The sequence below is a fragment of the Prevotella phocaeensis genome, from assembly GCF_900065875.1.
Lineage (GTDB): Bacteria > Bacteroidota > Bacteroidia > Bacteroidales > Bacteroidaceae > Prevotella > Prevotella phocaeensis.
This window is the reverse complement of sequence record NZ_LT160620.1, coordinates 168,892-195,678: the sequence shown is the minus strand read 5'-3', so window position 1 is coordinate 195,678 and position 26,787 is coordinate 168,892. Positions and strand designations below refer to the sequence as shown.

The 26,787-nt window shown below is 44.3% G+C and carries 26 protein-coding genes; 18 read left to right on the top strand and 8 right to left on the bottom strand.

Going from position 1 to position 26,787, the window contains the following annotated elements; translation table 11 throughout:
* Positions 1-500: 500 nt before the first annotated feature.
* The 6 genes from BN3912_RS02400 to BN3912_RS02375 all read right to left on the bottom strand — a co-directional run bounded on the left by BN3912_RS02400 (position 501) and on the right by BN3912_RS02375 (position 4,651).
* Positions 501-701, bottom strand: a complete 201-nt coding sequence (locus BN3912_RS02400; protein WP_023984374.1) for a hypothetical protein — start codon at positions 699-701, stop codon at positions 501-503.
* Positions 698-1,816, bottom strand: coding sequence for a hypothetical protein (locus BN3912_RS02395; RefSeq protein WP_023984373.1), 1,119 nt, complete (start codon positions 1,814-1,816; stop codon positions 698-700). Before BN3912_RS02395 ends, BN3912_RS02400 begins: the two co-directional genes overlap by 4 nt.
* Positions 1,817-2,497: 681 nt before the next feature.
* On the bottom strand, positions 2,498-2,881 hold the full coding sequence (locus BN3912_RS02390) for a hypothetical protein (RefSeq protein ID WP_023984372.1): 384 nt from the start codon (positions 2,879-2,881) through the stop codon (positions 2,498-2,500).
* A 65-nt stretch (positions 2,882-2,946) separates the two neighbouring features.
* Positions 2,947-3,444, bottom strand: coding sequence for a 3'-5' exonuclease (locus BN3912_RS02385; protein ID WP_036859461.1), 498 nt, complete (start codon positions 3,442-3,444; stop codon positions 2,947-2,949).
* Positions 3,445-3,470: 26 nt separating this feature from the next.
* Complete coding sequence (gene ribH / locus BN3912_RS02380) at positions 3,471-3,947, bottom strand: 6,7-dimethyl-8-ribityllumazine synthase (protein WP_004369451.1); 477 nt, start codon at positions 3,945-3,947, stop codon at positions 3,471-3,473.
* Positions 3,947-4,651, bottom strand: coding sequence for a tetratricopeptide repeat protein (locus BN3912_RS02375; protein WP_023984370.1), 705 nt, complete (start codon positions 4,649-4,651; stop codon positions 3,947-3,949). The genes ribH and BN3912_RS02375 overlap by 1 nt, the downstream gene beginning before the upstream one ends.
* A 189-nt stretch (positions 4,652-4,840) precedes the next feature.
* Between BN3912_RS02375 and recF the strand changes: the two genes are divergently transcribed.
* From recF to BN3912_RS02345, 5 genes are all read left to right on the top strand, one after another.
* Positions 4,841-5,959 carry a DNA replication/repair protein RecF gene (recF, locus tag BN3912_RS02370; RefSeq protein WP_023984369.1) on the top strand — a complete coding sequence of 373 codons (1,119 nt, stop codon included), beginning with the start codon at positions 4,841-4,843 and terminating at the stop codon, positions 5,957-5,959.
* Positions 5,952-6,245, top strand: coding sequence for a DciA family protein (locus BN3912_RS02365; RefSeq protein ID WP_004369445.1), 294 nt, complete (start codon positions 5,952-5,954; stop codon positions 6,243-6,245). Before recF ends, BN3912_RS02365 begins: the two co-directional genes overlap by 8 nt.
* 679 nt (positions 6,246-6,924) lie before the next feature.
* Complete coding sequence (locus BN3912_RS02355) at positions 6,925-7,638, top strand: DNA alkylation repair protein (RefSeq protein ID WP_023984368.1); 714 nt, start codon at positions 6,925-6,927, stop codon at positions 7,636-7,638.
* A gap of 433 nt (positions 7,639-8,071) precedes the next feature.
* Positions 8,072-8,788, top strand: coding sequence for a Bax inhibitor-1/YccA family protein (locus tag BN3912_RS02350; RefSeq protein WP_004369441.1), 717 nt, complete (start codon positions 8,072-8,074; stop codon positions 8,786-8,788).
* Between the two features lie 52 nt (positions 8,789-8,840).
* Positions 8,841-10,286 (top strand): C69 family dipeptidase, encoded by a 1,446-nt coding sequence (locus BN3912_RS02345; protein ID WP_023984367.1) that lies wholly within the window; start codon positions 8,841-8,843, stop codon positions 10,284-10,286.
* Positions 10,287-10,629: 343 nt separating this feature from the next.
* Here the strand turns inward: BN3912_RS02345 and BN3912_RS02340 are convergent, their stop codons facing one another.
* On the bottom strand, positions 10,630-11,001 hold the full coding sequence (locus BN3912_RS02340) for a thioesterase family protein (protein ID WP_023984366.1): 372 nt from the start codon (positions 10,999-11,001) through the stop codon (positions 10,630-10,632).
* Positions 11,002-11,356: 355 nt separating this feature from the next.
* Between BN3912_RS02340 and argR the strand changes: the two genes are divergently transcribed.
* The 9 genes from argR to BN3912_RS02290 all read left to right on the top strand — a co-directional run bounded on the left by argR (position 11,357) and on the right by BN3912_RS02290 (position 20,118).
* The gene (gene argR / locus BN3912_RS02335) at positions 11,357-11,830 is read left to right on the top strand and encodes an arginine repressor (RefSeq protein WP_023984365.1); all 474 of its coding nucleotides are present in this window, start codon (positions 11,357-11,359) and stop codon (positions 11,828-11,830) included.
* A 15-nt stretch (positions 11,831-11,845) separates the two neighbouring features.
* Positions 11,846-12,445, top strand: coding sequence for a GNAT family N-acetyltransferase (locus BN3912_RS02330; protein ID WP_004369437.1), 600 nt, complete (start codon positions 11,846-11,848; stop codon positions 12,443-12,445).
* A 6-nt stretch (positions 12,446-12,451) separates the two neighbouring features.
* The gene (locus tag BN3912_RS02325; RefSeq protein ID WP_023984364.1) at positions 12,452-13,651 is read left to right on the top strand and encodes an argininosuccinate synthase; all 1,200 of its coding nucleotides are present in this window, start codon (positions 12,452-12,454) and stop codon (positions 13,649-13,651) included.
* A gap of 147 nt (positions 13,652-13,798) precedes the next feature.
* The gene (locus tag BN3912_RS02315) at positions 13,799-13,987 is read left to right on the top strand and encodes a PspC domain-containing protein (RefSeq protein ID WP_016665507.1); all 189 of its coding nucleotides are present in this window, start codon (positions 13,799-13,801) and stop codon (positions 13,985-13,987) included.
* A gap of 128 nt (positions 13,988-14,115) precedes the next feature.
* A complete protein-coding gene (argC, locus tag BN3912_RS02310; RefSeq protein ID WP_004369433.1) occupies positions 14,116-15,084 on the top strand; it encodes an N-acetyl-gamma-glutamyl-phosphate reductase in 969 nt (322 codons plus the stop codon).
* Between the two features lie 155 nt (positions 15,085-15,239).
* Positions 15,240-16,382: an aspartate aminotransferase family protein gene (locus BN3912_RS02305; protein WP_004369432.1), complete on the top strand. Its 1,143-nt coding sequence runs from the start codon at positions 15,240-15,242 to the stop codon at positions 16,380-16,382.
* A gap of 364 nt (positions 16,383-16,746) precedes the next feature.
* Positions 16,747-17,301, top strand: a complete 555-nt coding sequence (locus BN3912_RS02300) for a helix-turn-helix domain-containing protein (protein ID WP_004369431.1) — start codon at positions 16,747-16,749, stop codon at positions 17,299-17,301.
* Positions 17,302-17,314: 13 nt separating this feature from the next.
* Positions 17,315-18,976, top strand: coding sequence for an AMP-binding protein (locus tag BN3912_RS02295; protein WP_004369430.1), 1,662 nt, complete (start codon positions 17,315-17,317; stop codon positions 18,974-18,976).
* Between the two features lie 179 nt (positions 18,977-19,155).
* Complete coding sequence (locus BN3912_RS02290) at positions 19,156-20,118, top strand: Rossmann-fold NAD(P)-binding domain-containing protein (protein ID WP_036859576.1); 963 nt, start codon at positions 19,156-19,158, stop codon at positions 20,116-20,118.
* A 269-nt stretch (positions 20,119-20,387) separates the two neighbouring features.
* Here BN3912_RS02290 and kbl read toward each other — a convergent pair whose 3' ends face one another.
* A complete protein-coding gene (kbl, locus tag BN3912_RS02285; protein ID WP_004369427.1) occupies positions 20,388-21,575 on the bottom strand; it encodes a glycine C-acetyltransferase in 1,188 nt (395 codons plus the stop codon).
* A gap of 188 nt (positions 21,576-21,763) precedes the next feature.
* On the opposite strand from kbl, the gene BN3912_RS02280 reads away from it, so the two are divergent.
* The 4 genes from BN3912_RS02280 (at position 21,764) to BN3912_RS02265 (ending at position 26,786) form a co-directional block, all read left to right on the top strand.
* Positions 21,764-22,720, top strand: coding sequence for an NAD-dependent epimerase/dehydratase family protein (locus BN3912_RS02280; RefSeq protein WP_004369426.1), 957 nt, complete (start codon positions 21,764-21,766; stop codon positions 22,718-22,720).
* 158 nt (positions 22,721-22,878) lie between these two features.
* Positions 22,879-24,528: a sigma-70 family RNA polymerase sigma factor gene (locus BN3912_RS02275; RefSeq protein ID WP_016665506.1), complete on the top strand. Its 1,650-nt coding sequence runs from the start codon at positions 22,879-22,881 to the stop codon at positions 24,526-24,528.
* Between the two features lie 106 nt (positions 24,529-24,634).
* Positions 24,635-25,759: a radical SAM/SPASM domain-containing protein gene (locus BN3912_RS02270; RefSeq protein ID WP_023984363.1), complete on the top strand. Its 1,125-nt coding sequence runs from the start codon at positions 24,635-24,637 to the stop codon at positions 25,757-25,759.
* Entirely contained in the window at positions 25,713-26,786 is a 1,074-nt protein-coding gene (locus BN3912_RS02265) for a Gfo/Idh/MocA family protein (protein WP_023984362.1), read from the top strand. Before BN3912_RS02270 ends, BN3912_RS02265 begins: the two co-directional genes overlap by 47 nt.
* Position 26,787: the final 1 nt, after the last annotated feature.

Here is a 26,787-nt window from a genome sequence, read left to right as displayed (position 1 = left end):
AGGATATCACGAAATACCTAAAATGTCTGTATTAAAACGCTCATAAGTTAGCTCAAATTGGATCACAAACGATATGCAAATGACAAAATATAACCTGAATCAAGGATATAAATGACAAAGTCGAATGATTTTCCTACCCTATCCATAAAACACATCAAAATAATAAATAAAAAGACATGATAACGGATAGCTTTTTCGTACTACTTCTTCTGTCTCCTATGTAAATTAGTCAAAGAACTCTTTCTAATATGCACAACCCCTAGCAGGGGAAAGCGAACGCAAAAGTAAACAGATTAAACCGAACCGCCAAATAAAACAACAAAAAAGATACAATAAAAAAGATATTTTTAAAGAATATTGATGTAAATCAAAATAAATAAAACTAAATACATTATTATATATAGATATAAGCATCACAAACTTGATAAAGTAATTCGGAAATCCAACAATCACAGCAAAAGAAAATGAGATTTTCATTTCAGCTTCGCCTACTAATTATATCATTTATCTTCCTCATTCCATTCGTCAAAATACTTCGAACCAACGGGATGGGTGCCATCATTAGTTCCCCCATTCGAGGGCTCTGTACCTGTCGGAAGGCCGGAAGAAGGTCTCGACTTCGAGAGGGAACTTTGTAAGAAAGTATTTGTTGTGCTAATGATAAATATGTGAATGTTGGGTATGATGTACGACTTTTTCATGGTTTCTGTACGATTTTCTTCCCTTCACAAATGATAATTCCTTTGAAGGTGGTATTTACTCGTTGTCCGGAAAGGTTATACATAATGTGATCTGCAGATGCCTGCGGGCGGAATACATTCTTGATAGCTGTTGTTTGTTCACTGACCGATAGGCGAACCTTATGATTGGAACCGTTTTGGATGGATGAACGGAATGCGGCGTGTGTGGCTTTCAGGGGTTCCGTTCCGTTAGCTTGGTAGAATTTGTTATCGGAACTGATAAAGTAATCGTTGACATTCAGTTTCGTTTCGTTGTAAGTGCCTATGAAATCGAATCCTGATTTAAGGCAGGTAGGAGGCTGGTTCGTAACGGTAACTTTGTGGATTTCGTAACTTTCTTTAGCTTCTGTGTCACGGATGAATACGGGAGTGTTAGCTTTAATGCCTGTAGTTGAAACTTCAAAACAAAGTGTGTATGAACCGTCCTGCTGTCTTTTAGCTCCTATGTAATCAGCTATTTTCGTATTTGTACCGAATGTTTTCAAGACTTGTTCGGCTGATAAATCGAATGGTAATACGAGAGTATTCCACACATTGGCATTGAATGTACGACGAAGGCTAACGTCTGATATGCCTGCTGTGATGGGGTTAAAAGGTTTATCTTCATCGATGGTATTTTTTATATTGATGGTGTCCGGTTCGATCGTAACCGTAATGGAAGCGGCATGCACTATGGAGTACATCTCGAAATTAACGGTATCTGTAGCTCCCGTTTCTGTATCTTCAGTCCATACACCTTCGGTTTCATTGTCATTATATATGCCTGTAGAAATAAGATTTACATGCCCCGGTCCGCTCTTCTTGTCCTTCCATGTGAATATGATTTTAGAAATGTGTCCTCCACAGGATGTAATTTTGATTTTACTATCTTTCTTAAAGGTATAGAACGGATAGTCCTTATTACCGAAATCTCCGTTACCTTCACATATATTTATCGTTACTTCGTCTTTTGTAATAAATAAGTATTTGTGATCTTTACTTGCATCGAAAACGACATCTTTTGCAAATATTGCGTTAGATACTCCCCAAAGATAGAAAGATAAAACGGATAATTTGATAAAATTATTTTTTATCATGATACTTAGTTTAATAAAGTGTTGTCTTTCGTTATATTATGGCGCAAAGGTAAAGAATATTATTAAAACATCAAATTATTATATTATAAATATGAAATGTAATTTAAAATTGTCTTAATTACTGAAACATCTTTAACTTGACAGATACTTTTTGTAACGAGTGTTTCTGAAATAACATACCCCCGTTTATATTATGTCTATGCACAACACCTTATGTTTCGAAAAGCATATCTGATATTTGAATTGGCTGCTTTTGTGTACAATTTCAAATTGGATAAGATATGCATACCGAACGTTACCTCTTTACACGACTTACGATATTCCTGCTTCAGAGATATTTCAGAAGGCAGATTGCCGAATATAACGACAGAACCCAAAGGCAGAGTTTTTCCTACTGAAACCATTTACATACTATTGACATTAATTAAGAGCTGATAGTGAAAGCGGATAATATCTGTAATATATCCGCATTAGGTGTATGATTTATATCTGACAGGCATACCATCTATTTCAAATAAACAGACGGCATGATTGAATTGCAGAAACTTGATTTGTTTATTTTTTTATGTATATATCACGAAAAGAATGTAGTTTGAGAGGATTTAAACGAGCCAAGTTCTTACATTATAACCATCAAATACCTATCGCTAATTCCTCGTCTTTCATACATACTCTCTTTCTTTATCCTCTCATGAGTTGTCGGTGGGCCTCCTCGAACGACTTGGGATAACGGGCGATAAGACATAAATTCACCAAACAGTTGGCAGCTAATTCGATGTCGCTCAAGTCTACTCCCCTTTCTCTTATCACCTCCTTGCCGAGACAAACCTCCCATGTGGTGTCGAAACAAGCATCTTCTGCCCCCATGAAAGAGTTGCTGCTGTTATCATCTTGCATCAATTTATAACGGATAGGCTTTTTAGATGCCACCGGCTTAAGTTCTAACAACGTGTCATAGGCCTCTCTTAAAGCTTTGCCATATTTCGTTGCACCGGGGAACATTTCATTGATTATCGGCATTAGTTCATCGAAATCGTAAGCTTGTAATAAATGTATCAGTTTCATATTGTTTCGTTCTATGTTTATTTTATGCTAATTTTGTGGAGAACGACTTCTATGTGTGTCGGTCGTCAAAGTATCTTCAAGGCAATGTGTGCACAAGCCTCTGCGTCGGCGAGCGCGTGATGATGGTGCGACAGACTATAGCCGCAGTACTGCGCAACGGTCTGCAATTGATAATTGGGAAGCATACCTTTGCGGAATGTACGGCGTGCTCCGAGGAGCGTGCAATAGAACTTATAGTCGGGATATTGCATTCCGTAGGCCTTAAACACAGCTTTTAAGCAGCTTTCATCGAACGCCTTATTGTGGGCAACGAGGGGTAAATAACGAATTTTCGGTGCAATTTCCGCCCATACATCGGGAAAAGTCGGGGCGCCGGCAGTGTCTTCAAAGGTAAGACCATGCATGGCTGTCGTCCACAGAGTATAATAATTGGGTAGAGGACAAATAAGGTGATAATAGGAATCGGTTATCTCTCCGTCCTCTACTATCACCATACCAACACTGCAAACGCTTGTCCTTGCTGCGTTAGCAGTTTCGAAATCTATTGCTGCGAAGTTATTCAATCGTTGATATTCGCGTACTTCTGCGCTTAGAATTTGGCCATCTTGATTGCATCAACAGCGCACTCATCGCCTTTATTTCCCAATCTGCCGCCCGCTCTGTCCTTGGCTTGCTGCAGATTATTGGTGGTTAAGAGGCCGTAGATAATAGGTATTTCGCTGGTAGTATTCAATTTAGCGATGCCATACGTTACTCCTTGGCATATAAAATCGAAATGTGGCGTGTCTCCACGTACCACGCAACCGAGGATAATCAGTGCATCGTAGCCGCCATTTAGTACCATTTGGTGCGCTCCATATATCAGTTCGAAACTTCCGGGCACTGTTTTAACATGGATATTCTCCGGCAGTGCTCCGTGTTTCTTAAGTGTCTTTACGGCTCCGTCCAATAATGCACCGGTAATCTCCGAATTCCATTCCGCCACTACAATGCCGAAACACATGTTACTGGCATCGGGAACTTTGGAGAAATCGTAGTCGGATAAGTTATGAAGAGCTGTTGCCATTACTTCAAAGATGCACGTTCTATGTATTTTTCAATGTCGCCGCTTTGTACGAGGGCAGCCCCTACATAGGTCTTCTTTATATCTTGATAGAGTTTCAGAGCATCGGCATATTTGCCTTGACTCTCGAGTATTTGACCGGCCTGAAGCAGGAATGTAGGCGATAGACTGTTGTTTACGCCTTCTTTGAGTTCACTGTCGGCCATCTTGGCAGCCTTTTTAAGGCAGCTTACAGCTTTGTCTAATTGGTTTACATGGGCATATGCGTTGCCTAAAGCGGCTTCTGCGGCCGGACTCACCATCGCATCATCGGCGGAAGAATAGGCATCGAGATATTTTACAGCCTCGTTCCATTTATTCAAATTGGCATAGCAAAGCCCTGCATATAGGTTGGCGAGGTTGCCTGCATCGGTGCTTCCGTAGTTGTTGATGATATTGATAAAGCCGTTAGAGCCCGCTCCATCGCCATTAAGTGCCTTGTCGAATTGCTCCATATTGAAGTATTCCTGCGCTTTGGCAAGCTCTGTACTGGCTTTGTTTTCCCGTGGACCGGAGATATATGCCTTGTATAGCGATATTCCGGCAATGATCAATATCAGTATTGCTATTGCAATGATGATGGCTTTCTTATATTTTATAAAGAATGCCTCCGACTTGTTGGGGCCCTCGTTCATATCAAGAACGCCCTTTGAGTTTTTGTTTACCATTGTTATTATTTTGTTTTTCTTTTTGTTTTCTTTGTCTTTAATGCCTTTATTTGCAGGGCTTTCGTCCTGTAGGGCATATGCGTTGCAAAAATACTTAATTTATCTCACATATTGAAATATATTGCTTGTTTTTTTCGTTTTTCACTGATAAAAGGGTTAACTTTGCAGGAAAGAAGACGTAGCCCTACGATGATTTTAAGAAAGATATCCATTCTTAATTACCGCAATATCCGCGATGTTTCGCTTACCTTATCGCCCAAGATCAATTGTTTGATTGGTCATAACGGCGTAGGTAAAACGAATTTTCTCGATGCAGTATATTATCTTTCGTTTTGCAGAAGCGCTTTTAATCCCATAGATTCGCAGGTTATTATGCACGACGAAGACTTTTTCATGCTTCAGGGCAGTTATGTGAACGATACAGACGAGGAGATCGAGGATATTTACTGTGGTATGAAGCGCGGCACCAAGAAGCATTTTAAACGCAATGGCAAGGAATATAAGCGGCTCTCGGAGCATATCGGACTGATACCATTGGTATTTGTATCGCCGGCCGATGCCTCTCTCATAGATAACGGAAGTGAAGAGCGCCGCCGCCTGATGGATGTCGTAATCTCGCAATACGACCATTCTTACATCGATGCATTGAGCAATTATAACAAAGCTTTGCAGCAACGAAACGTATTGTTGCGCCAAGAAGCGGAGCCAGACATGGCGCTCATGGAGATTTGGGAGGAGGAAATGGCACGCAATGGTGAACTCCTGTACCGGAAACGCGATGCTTTTGTGAAAGAGTTTATCCCTGTATTCCAGCGTATTTACAGTAGCATATCGGGCGATAAAGAGCAGGTTGAACTCGGTTATCGGTCGCATTGTCAGCGCGGTTCGTTACTCGAAGTGATCCGGCGCGATAGGTCTAAAGATCGTGCAGTGGGCTATTCGCTCCACGGGGTGCACCGTGATGATTTGGAAATGCTACTGGATGGTTATCTTATGAAGCGCGAAGGAAGTCAAGGACAGACCAAGACGTTTGTGCTGGCCCTTAAACTTGCGCAATTCGATTTCCTTAAACGAACCGCTTCCAATACCACTCCATTGCTGCTGTTGGATGATATTTTCGACAAATTAGATGCCGCCCGTGTGGAACAGATTGTACATTTAGTATCGGGAGATAGCTATGGTCAGATATTTATTACCGATACCAATCGCGATCATCTTGACCGTATATTGCAGAATAATCGCCATGCTTACAAGTTATTCTCGGTAACCAATGGCGATATATCCGAAAGAGAGGTGAGCCATGTTTAAGAAAGAGGTGCAGTCGCTGGCCGATGTGTTGCAGAAGGTGCTGCGACAAGGCGGACTCGAAACGCCGCTCAACCAAAAACGTCTCATTGATGCGTGGGACACCATCATGGGACCTACCATCACAAGATATACGGGCGAGAAATTCATCAAGAACCAAACGCTTTTCGTAAAAATTACCAGTCCTGCGCTTAGACAGGACCTCTCGATGATGAAAACACAGCTTGTAAAGCGACTGAACGAAGCTGTAGGCGGTGGACTCATCATTTCCGACGTGCATATTTATTAGGAATGCGAAGTTTACCATTATTATTTTCCTCTTCTTACAACTCCCTATAAGGGAAGAACAGAGATCGGAGAAAGGAAATGAAATGTTCCCGAAGAGTTAGATGAATTAAACATTATCCGATTTTAGAAAGAGTTCGATATTGCATAGAAATCCTTCCTTTTCACCGTAACTTACTTCTTTGTATTGTTGCAATACTCGATATAATTGTCTAAAGACTTCCGGCAAATCAGGATTTTAAGCATACAGAACTCCAGACTTCATAATACCAAAGAAGTTTTCATCCATTGCATTATCAAGACAGTTGCCCTTACACAACATGCTTTATATGATATGATGTTTGATAAGACGTTGGCAGTAGCCGAAATGCTGGCATTGTTAATCCCGTTCAGAGTGAAGGATAAAGGCAGCATGGTTATCGAACCACGCAAAAACCTTGTTGAGCATATCGTAATGAAAGGGAACAGAAAAAGCCATTCAAACGGACGGTTTCATGAAATTAACTCGAAGAATATTCCTCCTTTCCCTATATATCATTATCTTTGTAACCGGAAAACAATTCTTTGAAAATGCAAAACAAAGCATAACATTGAAGTTCGCTAATTTCTTTACTGTTACCAATAACCATTATCAAACAATACAAGATATTGATTATTTGCCAATTATATAATTTGATATATTTATGACTTCGACGCTTATTACAGATACTATTACCGCCGAATTGCAGGCTCTTTCGCAAGACGAAAAGCGTAAAGTGTTGCCTCGTTTCTTCAAAACAGGCAAGGGAGAATATGGTGAAGGCGACGCTTTCTTGGGCGTTGTAGTGCCAGATGTCAGGGGTGTAGCACGAAAACACAAGTCGGCAAACCTCGACGAGATACACGAACTCATGACCTCGGCATGGCACGAAGTACGCCTATGTGCACTGCTCATCATGGTCGAGCAGTGCAAACGAGCCGACGATACCGCCCGTAAAACGCTCTTCGATCTCTATTTGTCGCTCACCGAACATATCAACAATTGGGATTTGGTAGACCTCTCCTGCCGTTTCGTCGTCGGCGAATATCTCTTAGACAAACCGCGCGACATTCTTTACCGGCTTGCCGAAAGTCCGTTGTTGTGGGATAATCGTATCGCCATCGTATCCACTTTTGCCTTTATCCGGCATAACCAACTCGACGACACCTTTGCATTAGCCGATAAAATGATGGCGCATACACACGATTTAATGCATAAAGCCATTGGTTGGATGCTGCGAGAAGCCGGCAAACGCGATGAACAAAGGCTCTATAATTATATCATGCAACACCGTAAAGAAATGCCCCGAACGATGTTACGCTATGCCATCGAAAAGTTTCCACCCGATGTTCGATCTCAACTTATGTCGCGTTCGTAATCGCTACAGTACCTTTTTCTACACATCGTAAATCCCAGACGTATCGTCGTTCGCAGTTTGCTATTCGGGAAACATCTGCCATACGGCACTGCCACTTTTTCAGTTCTCCCCCATTACGCTGCCCATGTATCGAAAACAAGGATAGCATCTATCGCCGTTATTCCCATAGTGTAAGCCCGATAGATGTACCGTCTGCCATGACAAAATTATAGGCATGGCAAGCGGAGATATACATACAAAGACGCCCATCCCCCTATTTTAAAACCGAAAACTTATAATATTATAAATTTGGCATCAGTTTTGCATTCAAAACAAAAGAAAGATATATCTTTGCATAAGATAGGCGGCATCGCAGCGATACGGAGCAGATTCCATCGTTCGCTGCGTGTTCTGTCTGCGCAAAACAAAATATTCACTAAAAACAGAAAATAAAATGAATGCAGAAGAATTAGAGAAAGTAATACGCGAGAAAGAAGGTTCAATGTCATTGGCATTCCCTGCCTTGATGCGTAAAGTATATGTATGGATGACGATGGCTCTGGTCATAACGGGCCTAACGGCATACGGCGTGGCAAGTAATACGCAGTTGATGATGGCCATTTGGTCGCATCAAGTCTTCCTGTTCGGACTGATTATCGCTGAATTAGCAATGGTATTCGCCATTTCGGCAGCCATCAATCGCCTGTCGCTTACTATGGCTACGTTGCTTTTCATACTATATTCGGCGTTCAATGGCGTTACCCTGTCTGCAATATTCGTTGTATATTCGCCGGTCATTATTACCAAAGTGTTCTTCATTACGGCCGGAACATTCGGCGCAATGGCGGCATACGGCTACTTTACCAAGCGCGACCTGACGTCGATAGGACGGCTCCTGTTCATGGCGTTGATAGGACTTATCATCGCCACAGTGGTTAACTTGTTCCTGAAGAGTGCTGCTTTCGACCTGATATTGAGCTATATAGGCGTGTTAGTCTTTGTGGGTTTAACCGCTTGGGATAGCCAGAAAATCAAACGAATGCTTGCTATGCAGACATCAATGGACGAGAATGCGATGAAAATAGCGCTTCTTGGCGCCCTTAGCCTGTACTTGGATTTCATCAACTTGTTCCTTTATCTGTTGCGAATCTTTGGCAGAAGCAACAATTAAGCGGACATCTGTGCAAAACAGACCGTATATTTTAAACCTAAAAAATACTCTTATGCAAAAGAAAAAATATCGGAACGGCGTGGCCGAAATGCCCTCTGAATGCACCTCAATATTGGTGGGAAGGAAGATGACCGACGACGGTTCGATGATCGTGGCACGCTCGGAAGACTGGGATGCCATGCATGCAAAGAACTTAGAAATATTCGCCGATACCAACGAGGGGCCCGAAAAATTCGAAGCCAAAGACAGTCCGTTCCGTTGCGAACTACCACGTAAGGCGTTCGGATATTCCGCCTTGTCTCCTCATCACCTGCATAGTCATTGGGGAAGTGCCGGCTTTAACACCGCCGGAGTGGGCATGAGTGCCACTGAAACCATATTCAGCAACGCGAAAGCCCTACAGGCCGATCCGCTTGTAGATACCGGTGTTGCCGAAAACAGCATCTATAACATCGTGCTGCCCTATATAAGTACAGCTCGCGAGGGCGTAGCCCGTGTGGGCAAGCTCATAGAACAACACGGCTCGGCCGAAGGCTTTGCCATCGGTTTTGTAGACGCCCAAGAGGTTTGGTACATAGAGAATGCGGGCGGACACCGTTGGTTAGCTTGCCGAATACCCGACGACAAATACTTCGTAACAGGCAATCAAAGCCGCTTCCGTGCATACGATCCGCAGGATAAAGATAACTACATGGCCTCCGAAGACCTCATTGAATTTGCCATAGCCAACGGTCTTTACGATCCTAAAGACGGCGCATTCGACTTCCACAAGGCGTATGCAAGAGACGAACAGTTAGACACTACGTACAATTATCCGCGCGTATGGGGATTGCAGGCCATGCTGAGTCCGCAGATACAAAACGATGTTACCCGCAATACATTCCCCGTTTTTGCCGATGCCGACCATAAACTATCGCTGGAAGACATGCGGAAGGCGTTCAGATTTCATTACAACGGAACCGAACACGATCCCTATCTGCACAGCAATCCCAAGGAGAAATATCGCCCTGTTTCTATCTTCCGTACCACGCAGACACACATTCTGCAGGTACGTCCCGAACTGCCTCAGGCCATCGGAAGGGTAAACTACATGGCCATGGGCATGGCTGCATTGGGCGTATTCCTGCCGCTTTACCAAGGCATAACATCGTATCCCGAGGCCTACACTAAAGGTACGAACCGTTCAAGCAACGACTCTGCCTATTGGAAGTTCCGCAAAGTGCAGACTTTGGGCATGGTTAATTTCAACCGATTTGCACCGATTATTCAAGATACATATACCAAATTCGAGAAGGAAACGGCGCAACGGCAGAAAGAAATGGAAGAACAATACCTGCAAATCTATCGGTCTCAGCCCATCAGGGCGCAGGAATTAATACAACAGTTCTCCGACAAAATGCTGCTCGATGCACTCGACGTGGCCGACAGACTCACGGAAGAACTGTTCACACTCCTTGCTATAGACACGCAAAAAGAATATCGTTTCGCCGGAGCATAGGCATTCCGCAGGCTCCGCAGGCGCGAGATAAAAGAAACATTTCCACAAGGTATGACACACGTCTGCCTTGTGGATTTTTTATACACTCGTCCTATCGTTACCACAGACCGATTAAACAAAATAGAACTCTGTGCCTCTTAGTACAATAAGAGATACGCTGAAGCAGCTATCGAACGAACGAAAAAAGCAAATACAGATTTTAAACAAACCCGTCGTTAAGTAGCTAAACCGTGGGGTTTACTATCTATTTCCGCCAAAATTTCCACGGCATAAAACCAACGGCTTAAGAACTTAACTACCTAACTCCTTAACTACAACAAGTCGAAACCTGCAAGATTTCGACTCATAACTTAGCCAAGAAGCGCTCACGGTCTATGATAAAGCGCAGATGTTCGCCCTCCCCGATCACCGTATCGCCTTGTTTTGCCGTAACATGAAAGTAGAGCTTCCTCCCTTCCACCTTATTTAATATAGCCGTAGCCTCCACTTCCTCGCCCATTCCGGTGGGCTTCAAGTGCGAACACTCTATATGTCCGCCCACGGTAGACGAGCCTTCAGGCAACTCATCTGCCACAGCCAGCATGGCTGCATTCTCCATCAATGCCATCATGGCAGGTGTGGCAAGCACTTCAAGGTCACCCGATCCCATCGACAGAGCCGTATTCTTGCTGTTTACAATGAGCCTGCTTGTATGCGTCAATCCTTCTTTCAACATCGCTTTCTGTTATTAATTCCTGTTATTTTCAATCGATCTTTCACGACTACAAAGATAAAACAATCCCGACAGACCGCCAAACAATACACCTTACATCTGCCTCCTGTCGCCGATAAACCATACATCTAACAATCTTAAAAGTGTCGTTTATCCGCTTTACACGGCACATATAGCGCTAATGAAAATAAGCACAAAACAAAACACGCCCTTCGTCCTACTTTTGTATAAATATGCTCTATTTGATACGAAAAGTTACTAAATTTGCCTTAAAATATAAATATTTATGCGAGATTATTTGGATATTTAAGCCACAAATCGTATATTTGCAACGATTAAACGTATAAAAATACATCTCATGAAGATAAAGAATAGTAGGATGGAAGCCCTGAAGATGCTCATTTCGAGTAAAGAATTGGGCAGTCAGGAAGAGGTTCTGCAGGCGTTAAAGCGCGAGGGCTTCAAGATTACCCAAGCCACCCTGAGCCGCGACCTGAAGCAACTGAAGGTGGCAAAGGCTGCCAGTATGAACGGTAAATATGTTTATGTGCTGCCCAACGAGACCATGTATAAGCGCGTACACAAACCTCTGTCGGCAATAGAGATGACGCGCACGCCGGGTTTCATATCCATCAACTACTCCGGAAACATCGGTGTAATCAAAACGCGCCCGGGATATGCCAGCAGTATCGCCTACAACATAGACAACAGCAGCATACCCGAAATACTGGGAACCATAGCGGGCGACGACACTATATTCATCGTTATGAAGGAAGGTTCGCACCAAGATACGCTGACAGACACGCTGAACAGCATTATCTCGAATATCTGATAGAAACGTAAAAGAATGGAAGAGATTAAAGTGATGGTAGCCGATACCTCTCACGAGAAGTACGTCGACACCATTCTTCAGACCATTGCAGAAGCGGCGAAAGTACGTGGTACGGGCATCGCCAAGCGCACCCACGAATATCTGACCATCAAGATGAGGGAAGCAAAAGCGGTAATTGCGCTGCACGGAGATACATTCGCGGGGTTCAGTTACATAGAAACATGGGGCAATAAGCATTACGTTACCACCTCCGGACTCATCGTTCATCCCGACTTCCGCGGCAGAGGACTTTCCAAACGTATCAAGAATATGACTTTCACACTGGCACGTATCCGCTGGCCGAAAGCCAAGATATTCTCGCTGACGAGCGGCTCTGCCGTAATGAAAATGAATACGCAACTGGGATACCACCCCGTAACGTTCTCGGATTTGACCGATGACGAGGCGTTTTGGCGGGGCTGCGAAGGCTGTGTGAACGTAGATGTGTTGCACCGAACCGATAGGCGTTACTGCATTTGCACGGCTATGTTATACGATCCCGACGAACATCTGCCGGCACGAATTCCTGCAGATGTCATCGATAGAATTAAGAAAATAGACGGAAAAACAGAATAAACAAATATGGAAAAAAAGAAAGTTGTTGTCGCTTTTTCGGGCGGATTAGACACCTCTTATACGGTGATGAAGCTCGCACAAGATGGGTATGACGTTTACGCAGCATGCGCCAATACGGGCGGTTTCGGTGCTGAACAGCTGAAAAACAACGAGGCTAACGCTTATAAATTAGGCGCCAAGGAGTACGTTACACTCGATGTAACGCAGGAATATTACGAAAAATCGCTGAAATACATGATATTTGGCAACGTTATGCGTAACAACTGTTATCCCATTTCGGTATCTTCGGAGCGCATATTCCAAGCAATAGCCATCGCAAGGTATGCCAAAGAGATCGGCGCAGATGCCATTGCACATGGCTCCACCGGTGCAGGTAACGATCAAATACGCTTCGATATGACTTTCTTGGTGATGGCTCCGGGCATCGAAATCATAACTCTTACGCGCGACCATGCACTCAGTCGTCAGGAGGAGGTGGACTATCTGAATGCGCATGGCTTTAAAGCTGACTTCGCCAAACTGCGATATAGCTACAACGTAGGTATCTGGGGAACGAGCATTTGTGGTGGTGAACTGCTGGTATCTGCACAAGGTTTGCCCGAAGAAGCCTATCTGAAACACGTGAACAGGCACGAAGAATCGCTTCTGAAAATAACGTTTACCAAAGGCGAAATTAGTTCTGTGAACGGTAAACCGTACGAAGACAAGATACAGGCCATACAAAAAATAGAAGAAATCGGCGCCTCTTACGCCATCGGGCGTAACTGCAACGTGGGCGACACCATCATCGGAATAAAGGGACGTGTAGGCTTTGAGGCTGCTGCACCGCTTCTTATTATCGAAGCACACCGCCTCTTAGAGAAATACACATTAAGTAAATGGCAGCAATACTGGAAAGATCAGGTAGCTAACTGGTACGGAATGTTCTTGCATGAGAGCCAATATCTGGAACCGGTGATGCCAGATATCGAGGCTATGCTGACCTCTTCGCAGCGACATGTGAACGGTACGGCGATCCTAAAGCTCCGTCCGTTGGGCTTTGAGACCGTGGGTGTCGAGTCTGCAGACGACCTCTTGAAGTCGAAACTCGGTGAATACGGTGAGATGCAACACGGGTGGACGGCCGAAGAAGCCAAGGGATTTATCAAGGTGTCGAGTACTCCATTGCGCGTATATTATGGTATTCACCCCGACGAAGAGAGGTAATACTGTTGCTTTTCCCTACCCTTTCCAAGGAGAGAGGCATCCTGCAAAGGTTTATTTCACGGCATCTCATCCGGAAAAACAGTACATTTTGCAACTTCCTCCTTATGCATCGCGTCTAATAGACAAAACATTTAAAGATAACATATTATGGCAAATGGTAAAAAAATAGTTCGTTCCAACAATCGTATGATAGCGGGTGTATGCAGCGGATGGGCCAATTATTTGGACGTAGACGTAACGCTTTTCCGCATTATCTATGCAATACTCACAGTTTGCACGGCCTTCAGCGGCATCATTATCTACCTGATCTGCTGGTTTGTCATGCCCGAAGAATGAGATTACTCTTACCGACTTCCCCCTGTATAGGAGGCTTCGGAAAGAGAAAAACAATAAGAACAACAATAACAAACGCCCCCAACAGCAACTCTCCTCTGCCGAAGGAGGTTCGGTAGGGGCCTCATCTTATGATAAAAATAGGAATACTTGGCGGTGCCGGTTATACGGGCGGAGAGCTTTTCCGCCTGCTGATAAACCATCCGGAAGCCGAAATCGTGTTCGTCAACAGCGAGAGCAATGCCGGCAATCTTATTGCCGAAGTACACGAAGGACTGCTGGGTGAAACCGACATGCGGTTCACCTCGGAGACACCTTTCGACGCTGTAGATGTGCTGTTCTTCTGCTTCGGCCACGGTAAGAGCGCAACCTTTCTCAAAGAGCATACCATTCCGGCACATGTAAAGATCATCGATTTGGCACAAGACTTCCGCTTGGAAGCTCCCGAGAACGACTATGTATACGGATTGCCCGAAATAAACAACGCCCGTATAGCTCGATCCGTGCATGTTGCCAACCCGGGATGTTTCGCTACCTGCATACAGTTAGCGCTGCTGCCCGCCGCGAAGATGCAGCTTATCCGCAGCGATGTGGCGGTGAATGCCATTACCGGATCGACGGGAGCCGGACAAAGTACGAGTGCTACCACCCACTTCTCGTGGCGAAACAACAACCTAAGTATTTACAAACCCTTTACGCATCAGCACGTTCCGGAGATCGTGCAAAGCCTTCGGCAGGTACAGGGATTTCTGGAAGCAAGTATAGATTTCATTCCTTATCGCGGCGATTTCGCCCGCGGGATATTCGCTACGTCGGTGCTGCACACACATGCCGACATCGATACGATTACGAAAGGTTACAAGGAGTTCTATAAAAATGCGGCGTTCACCCACTACACCGACAGGGCTATCGACCTGAAACAGGTGGTAAACACCAACAAAGCATTGGTGCATTGCGATAAGTATGGCGACAGACTTTTAGTCACCTCGTGCATCGACAACCTACTTAAAGGGGCGGTAGGTCAAGCTGTACAGAACATGAACATTATGTTCGGCATCGACGAAGCCGCCGGATTGAGATTGAAGGCGAGCGCTTTTTAACTTCTATCCACCCCTCAGACGATGGGAAGAAGCCACCGAATCAAGACCAATTCCTATCATTATTATATAATATACACAATAACCAAAAGAAACGTGCCGAAGAAATAATTCACATAGGCACACCCCTCTTTCGGAGGGGATGAGGGAGGTATCTTATGAAACTATTCGACGTATATCCGCTGTTCGATATAAACATCGTTAGAGGCAAGGGCTGCAAAGTGTGGGACTCGCACGGTCAAGAGTATTTAGACCTGTACGGCGGGCACGCTGTTATCAGCATCGGGCACAGTCATCCGCACTATGTAAAGGCGATAACCGGCCAAATAGGCAAACTCGGCTTTTACAGTAATTCGGTTGTCAACACATTACAACAACAGTTGGCCGAACGTTTAGGCAAGATAAGCAGCTATGATGACTACCGTCTTTTCCTCATCAACAGTGGTGCGGAGGCCAACGAAAACTGTCTGAAGCTCGCTTCGTTCAAGACAGGCAGGCGGCGTATCCTCGCCGCAGAGAAGTCTTTCCACGGCCGTACATCGCTCGCAGTAGAGGTAACCGATAATCCTAAGATCGCTGCCCCCGTAAACAACAACGATCATGTGACCTTCCTTCCTCTCAACAATCTCGATGTATGGGAACAAGAGCTTGCCAAAAGCAACGTTGCAGCCTGCATTATCGAGTGCATTCAGGGCGTCGGAGGCATCCGATCGGCCACTCCTGAGTTCGCTAAAGGCTTGACTCAAGCCTGCAAGAAGTACGGAACAGTGCTGATATGTGACGAAATACAATGCGGATATGGCCGTAGCGGCAAGTTTTTTGCCCATCAATGGCTCGGCATAAAGCCCGATCTAATTAGCGTAGCCAAGGGTATCGGCAACGGTTTCCCTATGGGAGGCGTGCTCATTTCGCCCGCTTTTGAACCGGTATATGGGCAACTCGGCACCACTTTCGGTGGCAATCATCTTGCATGCACGGCCGCTCTATCCGTGCTCGATGTAATGGAAAGCGAGCATTTAGTGCAGAACGCCCACAATATAGGCGAGTACTTAATAGACCAGCTGAAGGCCCTGCAAAAGACAGAGCGGCATATTACCGATGTTAGAGGGCGCGGATTGATGATCGGTATCGACTTAGACGTGCCATACAAAGAGGTTAGATCGAGGCTGGTCTATAAGGAACACTGCTTTACAGGTTGCGCCTCAACCAATATTCTGCGTCTGCTACCGCCGCTATGCCTATCGAAAGGCGAGGCCGAAGACTTCGTGTGGCGACTCAAAAAAGCACTTGCAACCATCTGACAACGTAAAGTTGGGGCTCACATACATCCGCCCAAACAGCACCAGCACAAACCTATAGATAAGCACCGTTTGCCAAGCAATTCCGACAGACCTATGGTCTATGTCCGCCAGCAGACATATCTAAGGAGCTTAAACAGGCATTCCAAGGAACATAGACCATAGGTATAAATCCTACAGCCTGCAAACGCGCCGCTGCGACACTGTAAAAATAACAACGCTGCATCTACCCTCTATTCTGCACACTCCCAACATATACTGTGCAAGTTTTTTGCGTTTATTTAGACTATCCTAAATAAAAAGACCGGCTCATTCTTACATTTAAGAAAAGTTTTCGTACTTTTGGGCGAACTTAAAACGTATTTTTATGGAAGAAGCAATCAAACAAATAGGACAACGCCTGAAAGGTCTTCGCGACGTATTGGATATTCCTGCCGAAGAAGTTGCCGAGCTTTGCGGCATCTCTTTGGAGCATTATCTGAAGATAGAAGCAGGAGAAGCCGATCCTTCCGTGTACAGATTAACCAAGATATCCAAACGATATGGCATCGATCTTGATGTGCTTCTCTTCGGTGAGGAGCCGCGTATGAACGCATACTTCCTCACCCGAAAGGGTCAAGGCTTTAGTATTGATCGCAGTAAAGACTACCAATACCAGAGTTTGGCAGCCGGTTTTCGAGGGCGAAAGATAGAGCCTTTCCTTGTTACAGTGTCGCCCTTGCCCGGCGATACCAACCATAATAAGAACGCACACGACGGACAGGAGTTCGATCTTATACTCGAAGGAGTACTCGAAATAACCATTGGAGACAAGATACTCGTACTGAACCCGGGCGACAGCATTTACTTCAACTCCACCAATATGCACTGCATGCGTGCGCTCAACGGCGAGCCTGTGAAGTTTTTATGCATTGTAATATAAAGGAAGAAACAAGATGATAGAAAGATTTTTAACGCAAACGCATTTCACATCCGAGACGGATTACAAGCGTAACATGCACTTCATCGTGCCCGAGAAGTTCAATTTTGCATACGATGTTATGGATGCTTGGGCAAACGAAAAGCCCGACAAGCTGGCTTTGTTGTGGGCAAACGAACAAGGAGAGGAGCTACATTTCACCTTTAAAGATATTAAAGAGCAGACCGATCAGGTAGCAAGTTACTTCCAATCTCTCGGTATCGGGCACGATGACAAGGTAATGTTGATCCTTAAACGGCACTATCAGTGGTGGTTGTCTATGCTTGCATTGCACAAACTCGGTGCTGTTGCCATCCCTGCCACCCACATGTTGACCAAACACGATATAGTTTATCGTAATCAAAGAGCAGGCATTAAGGCGATTATCTGTGCTGACGACGAATACATATTGAACCAAATATTAGAGGCAATGCCCGAAAGTCCAACGGTTAAGATACTGGTCAGCATAGGCAAGACGGCGCATACAGGCTTCCATCATTGGGAGGATGAATGGAACAAGGCCCCGAAATTCGTGCGTCCGGAACATGTGAATACCAATGAAGATACCATGCTTATGTACTTTACAAGCGGCACGAGCGGCGAACCGAAGATGGTTGCACACGACTTTCTTTATGCTCTCGGTCATCTAACCACGGGCGTATTCTGGCACAATCTGTCGGAAGAAAGCATTCATCTTACCGTGGCCGACACAGGTTGGGGTAAGGCCGTGTGGGGTAAGCTCTACGGTCAATGGTTCGCAGGTGCCACGGTTTTCGTGTTCGACCACGAGAAATTCACGGCCGAGAAGCTCATGCGACAGATCGAGAAGTACCATATAACATCGTTCTGCGCACCACCTACCGTTTACAGGTTCATGATTCGCGAAGACTTCAGTAAGTATGATCTATCGTCATTACAATACTGCACCACCGCCGGAGAGGCGCTCAATCCGTCGGTATTCGACCATTTTTACCGCCTAACCGGCATCCGTTTGATGGAAGGATTTGGGCAAACGGAGACTACAATGACGCTTGGAACATTCCCATGGACTAAACCTAAGCCCGGTTCAATGGGCAAACCTAACCCGCAATACGACATACGTCTGATGAAGAGCGACGGTGTAGAGTGCGAAGATGGTGAAAAAGGCGAAATTTGCATTCGCATACGTGGCCGGAAACCCATCGGTCTGTTCAAGGGATACTACCGCGACGAAGCTCTTACGGAGAAGGTCTGGCACGACGGCATGTACCATACGGGCGACATAGCATGGCGCGATGAAGACGGTTACTACTGGTTTGTAGGACGGGCAGACGACGTGATCAAGAGTTCCGGATACCGTATCGGACCGTTCGAGGTAGAGAGTGCGTTGATGACACACCCCGCAGTTGTGGAATGTGCCATTACCGGAGTACCCGATGAAATACGCGGTATGGTGGTGAAAGCCACCGTAGTTCTGGCACAAGAATGGAAGACCAAAGCGCGCGATGAATTAATAAAAGAGCTGCAAAACCACGTAAAGCGTGTAACTGCGCCCTATAAATATCCGCGCGTGATAGAGTTCGTGGAAGAACTGCCCAAAACCATCAGTGGTAAAATTCGTCGTGTGGAAATCAGGGAAAAGGATAATAATAACCAATAAAACGAAAGAGCCGGCATTTACGAACGTTGTTGATATCGATAAAATCTTTGCAATTAAAGATAGACAACAATGTGCTGACGCGCGTTGAATACATCAATGTGTATCGACTTTTTATAAAACATATTTAAATTCATTCATTCATATACCCCACATTGAGAATGGACAAGGGAGACTTTTTTATGAGACATTTCTTCAACGTTCACGACATCGGCGACCTCAACAAGGCGCTCGAAGAGGCACAAGCGATTAAGAATAACCGCTTCGGGTTCCAACAACTCGGCAAAAACAAAACGCTTCTGATGATCTTCTTCAATAACAGTCTGCGTACCAGACTGAGTACCCAAAAGGCCGCGATGAACTTGGGAATGAACGTCATCGTACTGGATGTGAACGCCGGAGCATGGAAATTAGAGACCGAACGCGGCGTTATAATGAACGGAGACCGCAGTGAACATCTGCTTGAAGCCATACCTGTGATGGCAAGTTATTGCGATATTATCGCCGTGCGCTCGTTTGCAGGACTCACAGACCGTACATACGACTACGCCGAAACGGTCGTTAATCAGTTCGTAAAGTACAGCGGCCGGCCGGTAGTGGCCATGGAGACGGCTACCGTTCACCCCTTGCAAGCCTTTGCCGACCTGATTACAATAGCGGAATACCGGCAGTCTGCCCGTCCTAAAGTGGTACTCACATGGGCGCCCCACTGCCGTGCATTGCCGCAAGCTGTACCGAATTCTTTCGCTCAATGGATGAATGCCGCCGATGCAGACTTCGTTATCACGCATCCCGAAGGCTATGAATTGGAACCGAGCTTTACGGGTAACGCCCGTATCGAGTACGATCAAAAGAAGGCTTTGCAGGGGGCAGACTTCGTATATGCCAAGAACTGGAGCTGTCCGGGGGTAAGAAACGCGGCCGACTACGGTAAAATATTGAGCGAAGATATGAGCTGGACAATCGACACGGAGCACATGAGTTGGACGAACAACGGTTATTTTATGCACTGTCTGCCCGTGCGTCGCGGCCTTATCGTAACGGACGACGTGATCGAAGGCGACCATTCGCTTGTGATACCCGAAGCGGCCAATCGCGAAATCAGTGCCGAAGTAGTGTTGAAAAAAATATTGGAAACGCTGTAAAGTATAACTTACAGCACGAATAAAAACATAACAGGCGCCTCGAACATTCTTATTCCGAGGCGCCTGTTTCTTATATACATTCGAAATAGACGATACGTCTTTCAAACACAATTCATACACCTATCAAGCACAAACGGCACAGCTATTCCGCACAGACCATACATCTATCAATCGCTTTTCCAACAGATTAGAAAAGAAAAGATATATCCTGCATGTATAAGATTATAACTTCTCTCCTGCCCGAAAGGCCGGAAAGTATTCTCGCATCTCTATTTGAGAACGCCGAGTTCCCTGCCTATCTTCACGAAAGCATTGATACATTTGTTCAACTGCTCGCGTGTATGGGCAGCAGACAGTTGTACACGGATGCGTGCTTCGCCCTTTGGCACCACCGGATAGTAGAAACCGGTAACGTAGATGCCCTCGTCAAGCAAACGAGCAGCATACTCTTGCGACAACGGAGCATCGTAAAGCATCACCGCACAGATAGCACTTTGCGTGGGTTTTATATCAAATCCTGCCGACATCATCCTATCGCGGAAGTAGTTTACATTCTCTACAAGCCGGTCGTGCAGGCTGTTATCCTCCTTTAGCATCTTGAACACCTCGAGACTGGCACCAATGATACAAGGAGCAAGCGAATTGGAAAACAGATACGGACGACTGCTCTGCCTGAGCATTTCGATAATTTCTTTGCGACCGGTAGTAAAGCCTCCGAGCGCTCCACCGAACGCCTTGCCCAACGTGCCGGTATAAATATCTACCCTATCGTACGTGCCTTTCAGCTCACTTACGCCATGACCGGTGGCTCCGACCACCCCTGCAGAGTGAGATTCGTCTACCATTACGAGTGCATCATACCGCTCCGCGAGATCGCATATCTTATCGACAGGCGCCACATTACCATCCATCGAGAACACTCCATCGGTACAAATGATGCGATATCGCTGCGCCTGCGCCTCCTTCAAGCAATGTTCGAGCTCGGCCATATCGGCATTGGCATAGCGATAACGCTTGGCCTTGCACAGACGCACACCATCTATAATAGAAGCATGATTAAGGGCATCCGAGATAATAGCATCCTCCTCGCCGAACAACGGACCGAAAACACCGCCGTTAGCATCGAAGCATGCTGCATAAAGAATAGTATCCTCTGTCTTGAAATAATCAGAGATAGCTGCCTCAAGTTCTTTGTGTATATCCTGCGTACCGCAGATAAAGCGCACCGAAGACATACCGAAACCACGACGATCCATCATCTTTTTAGCCCCTTCTATGAGTCTCGGATGGTTAGAAAGGCCAAGATAATTATTGGCACAAAAGTTAAGTACTTCTTTTCCTTTTACGGTGATAGACGAATTTTGCGGGCTTTCAATCAAACGTTCTTCCTTATAAAGCCCAGCTTTCCTCAGTTCCGAAAGGTTCTTACTGAGGTGTTCTTTCATTTTACCATACATGATACTGAGATTTAAAAATTATTGTCACAAAGTAAATCAATATTTCCGATAATCGTTTTTTATTAGTGTTATTTTTTATAAAATAGCGGGAATAGAGCATGATTTTATCGTACAAAAATAAATAAATATGAAAAAAAATCGCTTAATTTGCAGGCTATAAATGTAACATCAAACTAATTAATAACTACATGAAAAATATCTTGATCATAGGTTCTACAGGACAAATCGGTTCTGAACTGACAAGAGAATTAAGAAAAACTTATGGAAGCGAACATGTAATTGCCGGATATATCCGAGGCGCAGAGCCCAAAGGCGAACTAAAAGACGGCGGGCCGTCGGCACCAGCCGACGTAACCGACGCCGCCATGATAGCCGATGTAATTAAGAAATACGATATCGATACGATTTATAACCTCGCAGCGTTGCTTTCTGTTGTAGCCGAATCGAAACCGCATTTGGCATGGAAAATCGGGATAGACGGTCTTTGGAACATCTTGGAAGCTGCCCGAGAAAACAGATGTGCCGTATTTACGCCGAGCTCTATCGGTTCATTTGGCCCCGACACACCTAAAGTAATGACACCGCAAGATACCATTCAACGGCCGCGGACAATGTATGGCGTTACCAAAGTAACGACCGAACTGCTGAGCGACTACTACTTTCTAAAATACGGAGTAGATACACGTTCGGTAAGATTTCCCGGGGTAATCTCTTATGTAACACCCCCCGGAGGCGGAACGACCGACTATGCTGTAGATATTTATTATGCTGCAGCTGAAAACCGAAAGTTCATTTGTCCCATCCAAAAAGGTACGTATATGGATATGATTTACATGCCCGATGCTCTGAAAGCGTGTATCATGCTTATGGAAGCCGATCCCACCAAGCTCGTTCACCGCAACGGGTTCAACATCGCTTCGATGAGTTTTGCACCGGAAAACATCTGTGCCGAGATCAGAAAACATAAACCGGATTTTGAAATGGAATACGAAGTAGATCCGCTCAAACAATGCATTGCCGAAAGTTGGCCCGACCGGTTAGACGATATATGTGCACGTGAAGAATGGGCTTGGAAGCCCTCCTACGATCTGCAGAGTATGACGACAGATATGCTGGAACATTTAAAAATCAAATTAGATAAATAATTATTTTTCTATCTACCTTATCAAATAAAATCATCACTGTTACTTTATTATCGTAACGGCGATGACTTTATTTGAACGTAACAAAATAAAAAATCTCAAGTTCCGTGCAGTCTTTAAATAGAATGATACTCCTTTTATATAAAAGGAATGATCTTCTTATGGAAAATAAGGAACTGACAGAGGCTTGCAAACAGGGCGACAAAGATGCTCTGGGATATCTGTATAAGGCATATTCTCACAAATTATTGAAAATATGCCGCCATTACGTAAAAGATGAAATTATAGCCCAAGATATTCTTCATGATGCCTTTATCATCATTTTCACCTCTATAACATCACTGAAAGATTATTCGAAATTGGAGGGATGGATGATAACCATTGTGCGTAATCTCTCCCTGAAATATCTCCGAAATACAAAAGATAAGAAAATTCCTTTATCCGACATCGATACAGACTGCCTAACAACAGGAACGACAAACGATAAAGAAACTATTCCTTTAGATACTTTGCTCATGGCGATAGAAGCCCTTCCAAAAGGGCATCGAGAGGTTTTCAAGTTGTCTGTATTGGACGGCTTATCGCACAAGGAGATAGGTGAATTGCTCGGTATTGCTCCACATAGTTCTTCTTCCCAGCTGTTCAGAGCAAAGAAAATACTGCGAAATATATTGGTAAAGTATTGGATAATTCTTTTGTTACCAGTATTTATTCCGCTATACATTTATTATACTTCGAAAAATAAAACGGAAAATATTAAGAGAAAGGAACCTTCTTTCGTTGAAAATCATCGGGAAATAACTGGTAAACAAGAAGAAAACAAATGGATTAAAAGCACTACACCTACCTACATTATTGAGCAGAAAGACAGTACAATAAATCGTATCATTGCTTACAGTCATGACGACAGCACCAAACAGAATTTAGCATTCAATATCGATTCCATAAGAAAAACCACGACAAAGACTGCCGGCATAGACGATTCCGTATTCCTACAAAGGAATGTTTTGCCCATAAATAACGTAGCTGTGAATAATATGCACGGCACACAAAAGAAGAGATTTCCGTGGACGATAAACTTCGGATATTCCTCTAATCCTACGATGGGCGACGCACTGTCTAACCTTAATTATCTGTCGGTTGTAGACTATGCCAACGGAGGAGCTACCGCTAAAATTCATTCTTGGGACGAATATCGAGACTATTACAATAGGAACAGTTTACTGATGGACTCCACAGAACGGGCCAATATCAATCATATTCTCGCCAATAATGACCAAAGTACGGAAGGAGGATTAGGCGAACGTGCACATCATTACCGTCCGATGACTTTCGGACTCTCACTCAATAAGCAATTAAGTCCGCATTGGTTCTTCGGTACGGGAGTAAACTATACAAGGCTGAAATCGGTATTCGAAGGCGAATTCCATAAAGCCTCCACCAAAAAGACGCAGAAGATAGACTACATAGGCCTACCGCTCCGGCTGACTTATCGCATCTGGGGGAAAGGGAAATTAAATGCTTATACGACCGGAGGCGTTACATTTGAGATGCCTGTTCATAGCTCGCTCAATAAAGAATACATTGTAACAGCCGACTCATCATATAATATAAAAGGTGATATACAACCACCGTGTCAATGGTCTGCCAATCTTGGTATAGGTATTCAGTATCGCATTTTCAAGCCGTTCAGCTTCTATATAGAACCCAACATGTTCTATTATTTCAGAAACGGAAGCGATATTCAGACCTACCGCACAGAACACCCATTCACGATAACAGTACCGTTCGGTCTGAGACTAACGTGGTAACAACAGATAAAAGTCTATAATGTGAGGAAAAGAAAATATTAGGTCGTGCAGTCTTTCTGTTAGTTCTCACTCTTTTAAAATAAAGAAAGAGAACTAACGGAAAGCAATGTATACCATTTACGACTATATCCATAACGGATTGTTTTTTATCAATAACGTAATACGAAAGAGACACAAAAAACTTACATCTTTAATGATATATTCTACTACTCGCTGCCAATCGCGTTGCAAGCACTGCTCCATTTGGAAGAAACCTGTAGAACATTTGAGTCTGAACGATATCAAACGAATTATGAACAGCAAATGTGTAACCCGACACACAGTGGTAGGCTTAGAAGGCGGAGAGTTCATTCTTCATCCCGAGGCAGACGAGATATTAGAATGGTTCGATACACATCATCCTAATTATACATTGCTGTCGAACTGTCTCGCTCCCCGAAAAGTGATCGAAGCGTTAAGACGACATCGGCCTAAACATTTGTATGTATCGCTCGATGGAGATAGGTCTACCTACTTATATATGAGAGGTATCGACGGATATAACAAGGTACGCGAAGTTGTAGAGCAATGTAAAAGCCTTGTACCCATATCGCTTATGTTCTGTCTTTCGCCTTGGAACACATTCAAAGATATGGAACATGTTATTAGTATTGCCGAGGAATACGGCGTAGATGTAAGGATCGGCATTTACAGCACGATGTCATTTTTCGACACGACTACCGGCCTACTCGATACAGACAACAGCGATTGGCTCAACAAAATACCGTTGTCTATCCATCGGACAGAAGAAAACTACGATTTCGTAGCACTGTACGACGAATGGAGAAATAAAAGACTGCAGCTGAGATGCCACAGCATATTCAGCGAGCTGGTCATACATTCGAACGGCGATGTGCCCTTGTGCCAAAACTTGGATGTAACATTGGGGAACATACACACAAGCAGTTTAGACGAGATTTTCAATTCTAAAACCGGTCGTAATATCCAATGTCGGCACTCGAAAGAATGCAACAACTGTTGGATAAACTATCATCGTAAATACGACATTATCCTTCTTCGAAACTTGGAACGGCTGCTACCTAAGCGAATAATCGAACTCTTCTACGGCAAATACCAATGGACAGGAGAAAGAAACATAACCTATAGACAACATATCAAAAACATTAAACATAAAACAAGTAACAATGAGCGCAATACAAACTATCATCGACAGATACAAACAAATGCGTAGTAAAAGATTTTTAGAGAATATCTACGAACAACAATATGCACTCGTAGGCATCGGAAAACATAGTCTCAACAACCTGCTTCCCATCATCCAGCATCTTCAACTTCCGCTAAAATATATCTGTTGCACATCTGCAGAAAAGGCGAAAACGATACAAAGAAAATACAGAGGCATAAAAGGAACGAACTCTTTGAGTGAGATATTGGCAGACGAAAACATCAAGGGAGTGTTCGTATCTGCCACTCCCCGTGCACATTTCAGTATCGCAAGCGAAGTACTCAAAAGTGGTAAATCGCTGTTTATAGAGAAACCTCCATGCGAAAGTTTATACCAATTAAATACATTGACAGACAAGATAAAGCTCTATGGCGCGGAACATATCGTCGTAGGTTTGCAAAGACGCTTCTCTCCATGTACCTGTATATTGCAGAACCGACTACGAAAAGATACCGTACACAGTTATCATTACCGCTATCTGACAGGGCTCTATCCCGAAGGAGATGCCTTACTTGACCTGTTCATACATCCGCTCGATTATGTTACATTCCTTTTTGGAGCAGCGCAGATAAAAGCTATAGAAACAGTAAAGAGTCCTCTTAAAGGCGGAATAACCTTATTCCTTATCTTACAACACCGGCACCTATTAGGAACGTTAGAGCTCTCTACCGATTATTCTTGGCAGACAGCACAGGATTTATTGGATATCAACACATCGAAAGGAGTGTATTCATTGAACCGAATGGAGGCCGTAAACTTTACTCCGAAGCATTCGTCCGTTGCAGGTATTCCTTTGGAAAAAGTCTTCAAAAACAACATTCTGACTATCAACCTTTACGGAAGAAACGGTTTCATTCCTACCACAGAGAACAACCAAATCTACTCGCAAGGTTTCTATTCCGAGATAGAAACCTTTGCCAACACCGTGGAACACAAGATAAAGGACATGCACATTTCCGATTTCGACAGTTTGAAAAACACCTACAGACTGATGGATGAGATCAGAGAACAAATACAAAAAGTCACACAATAAC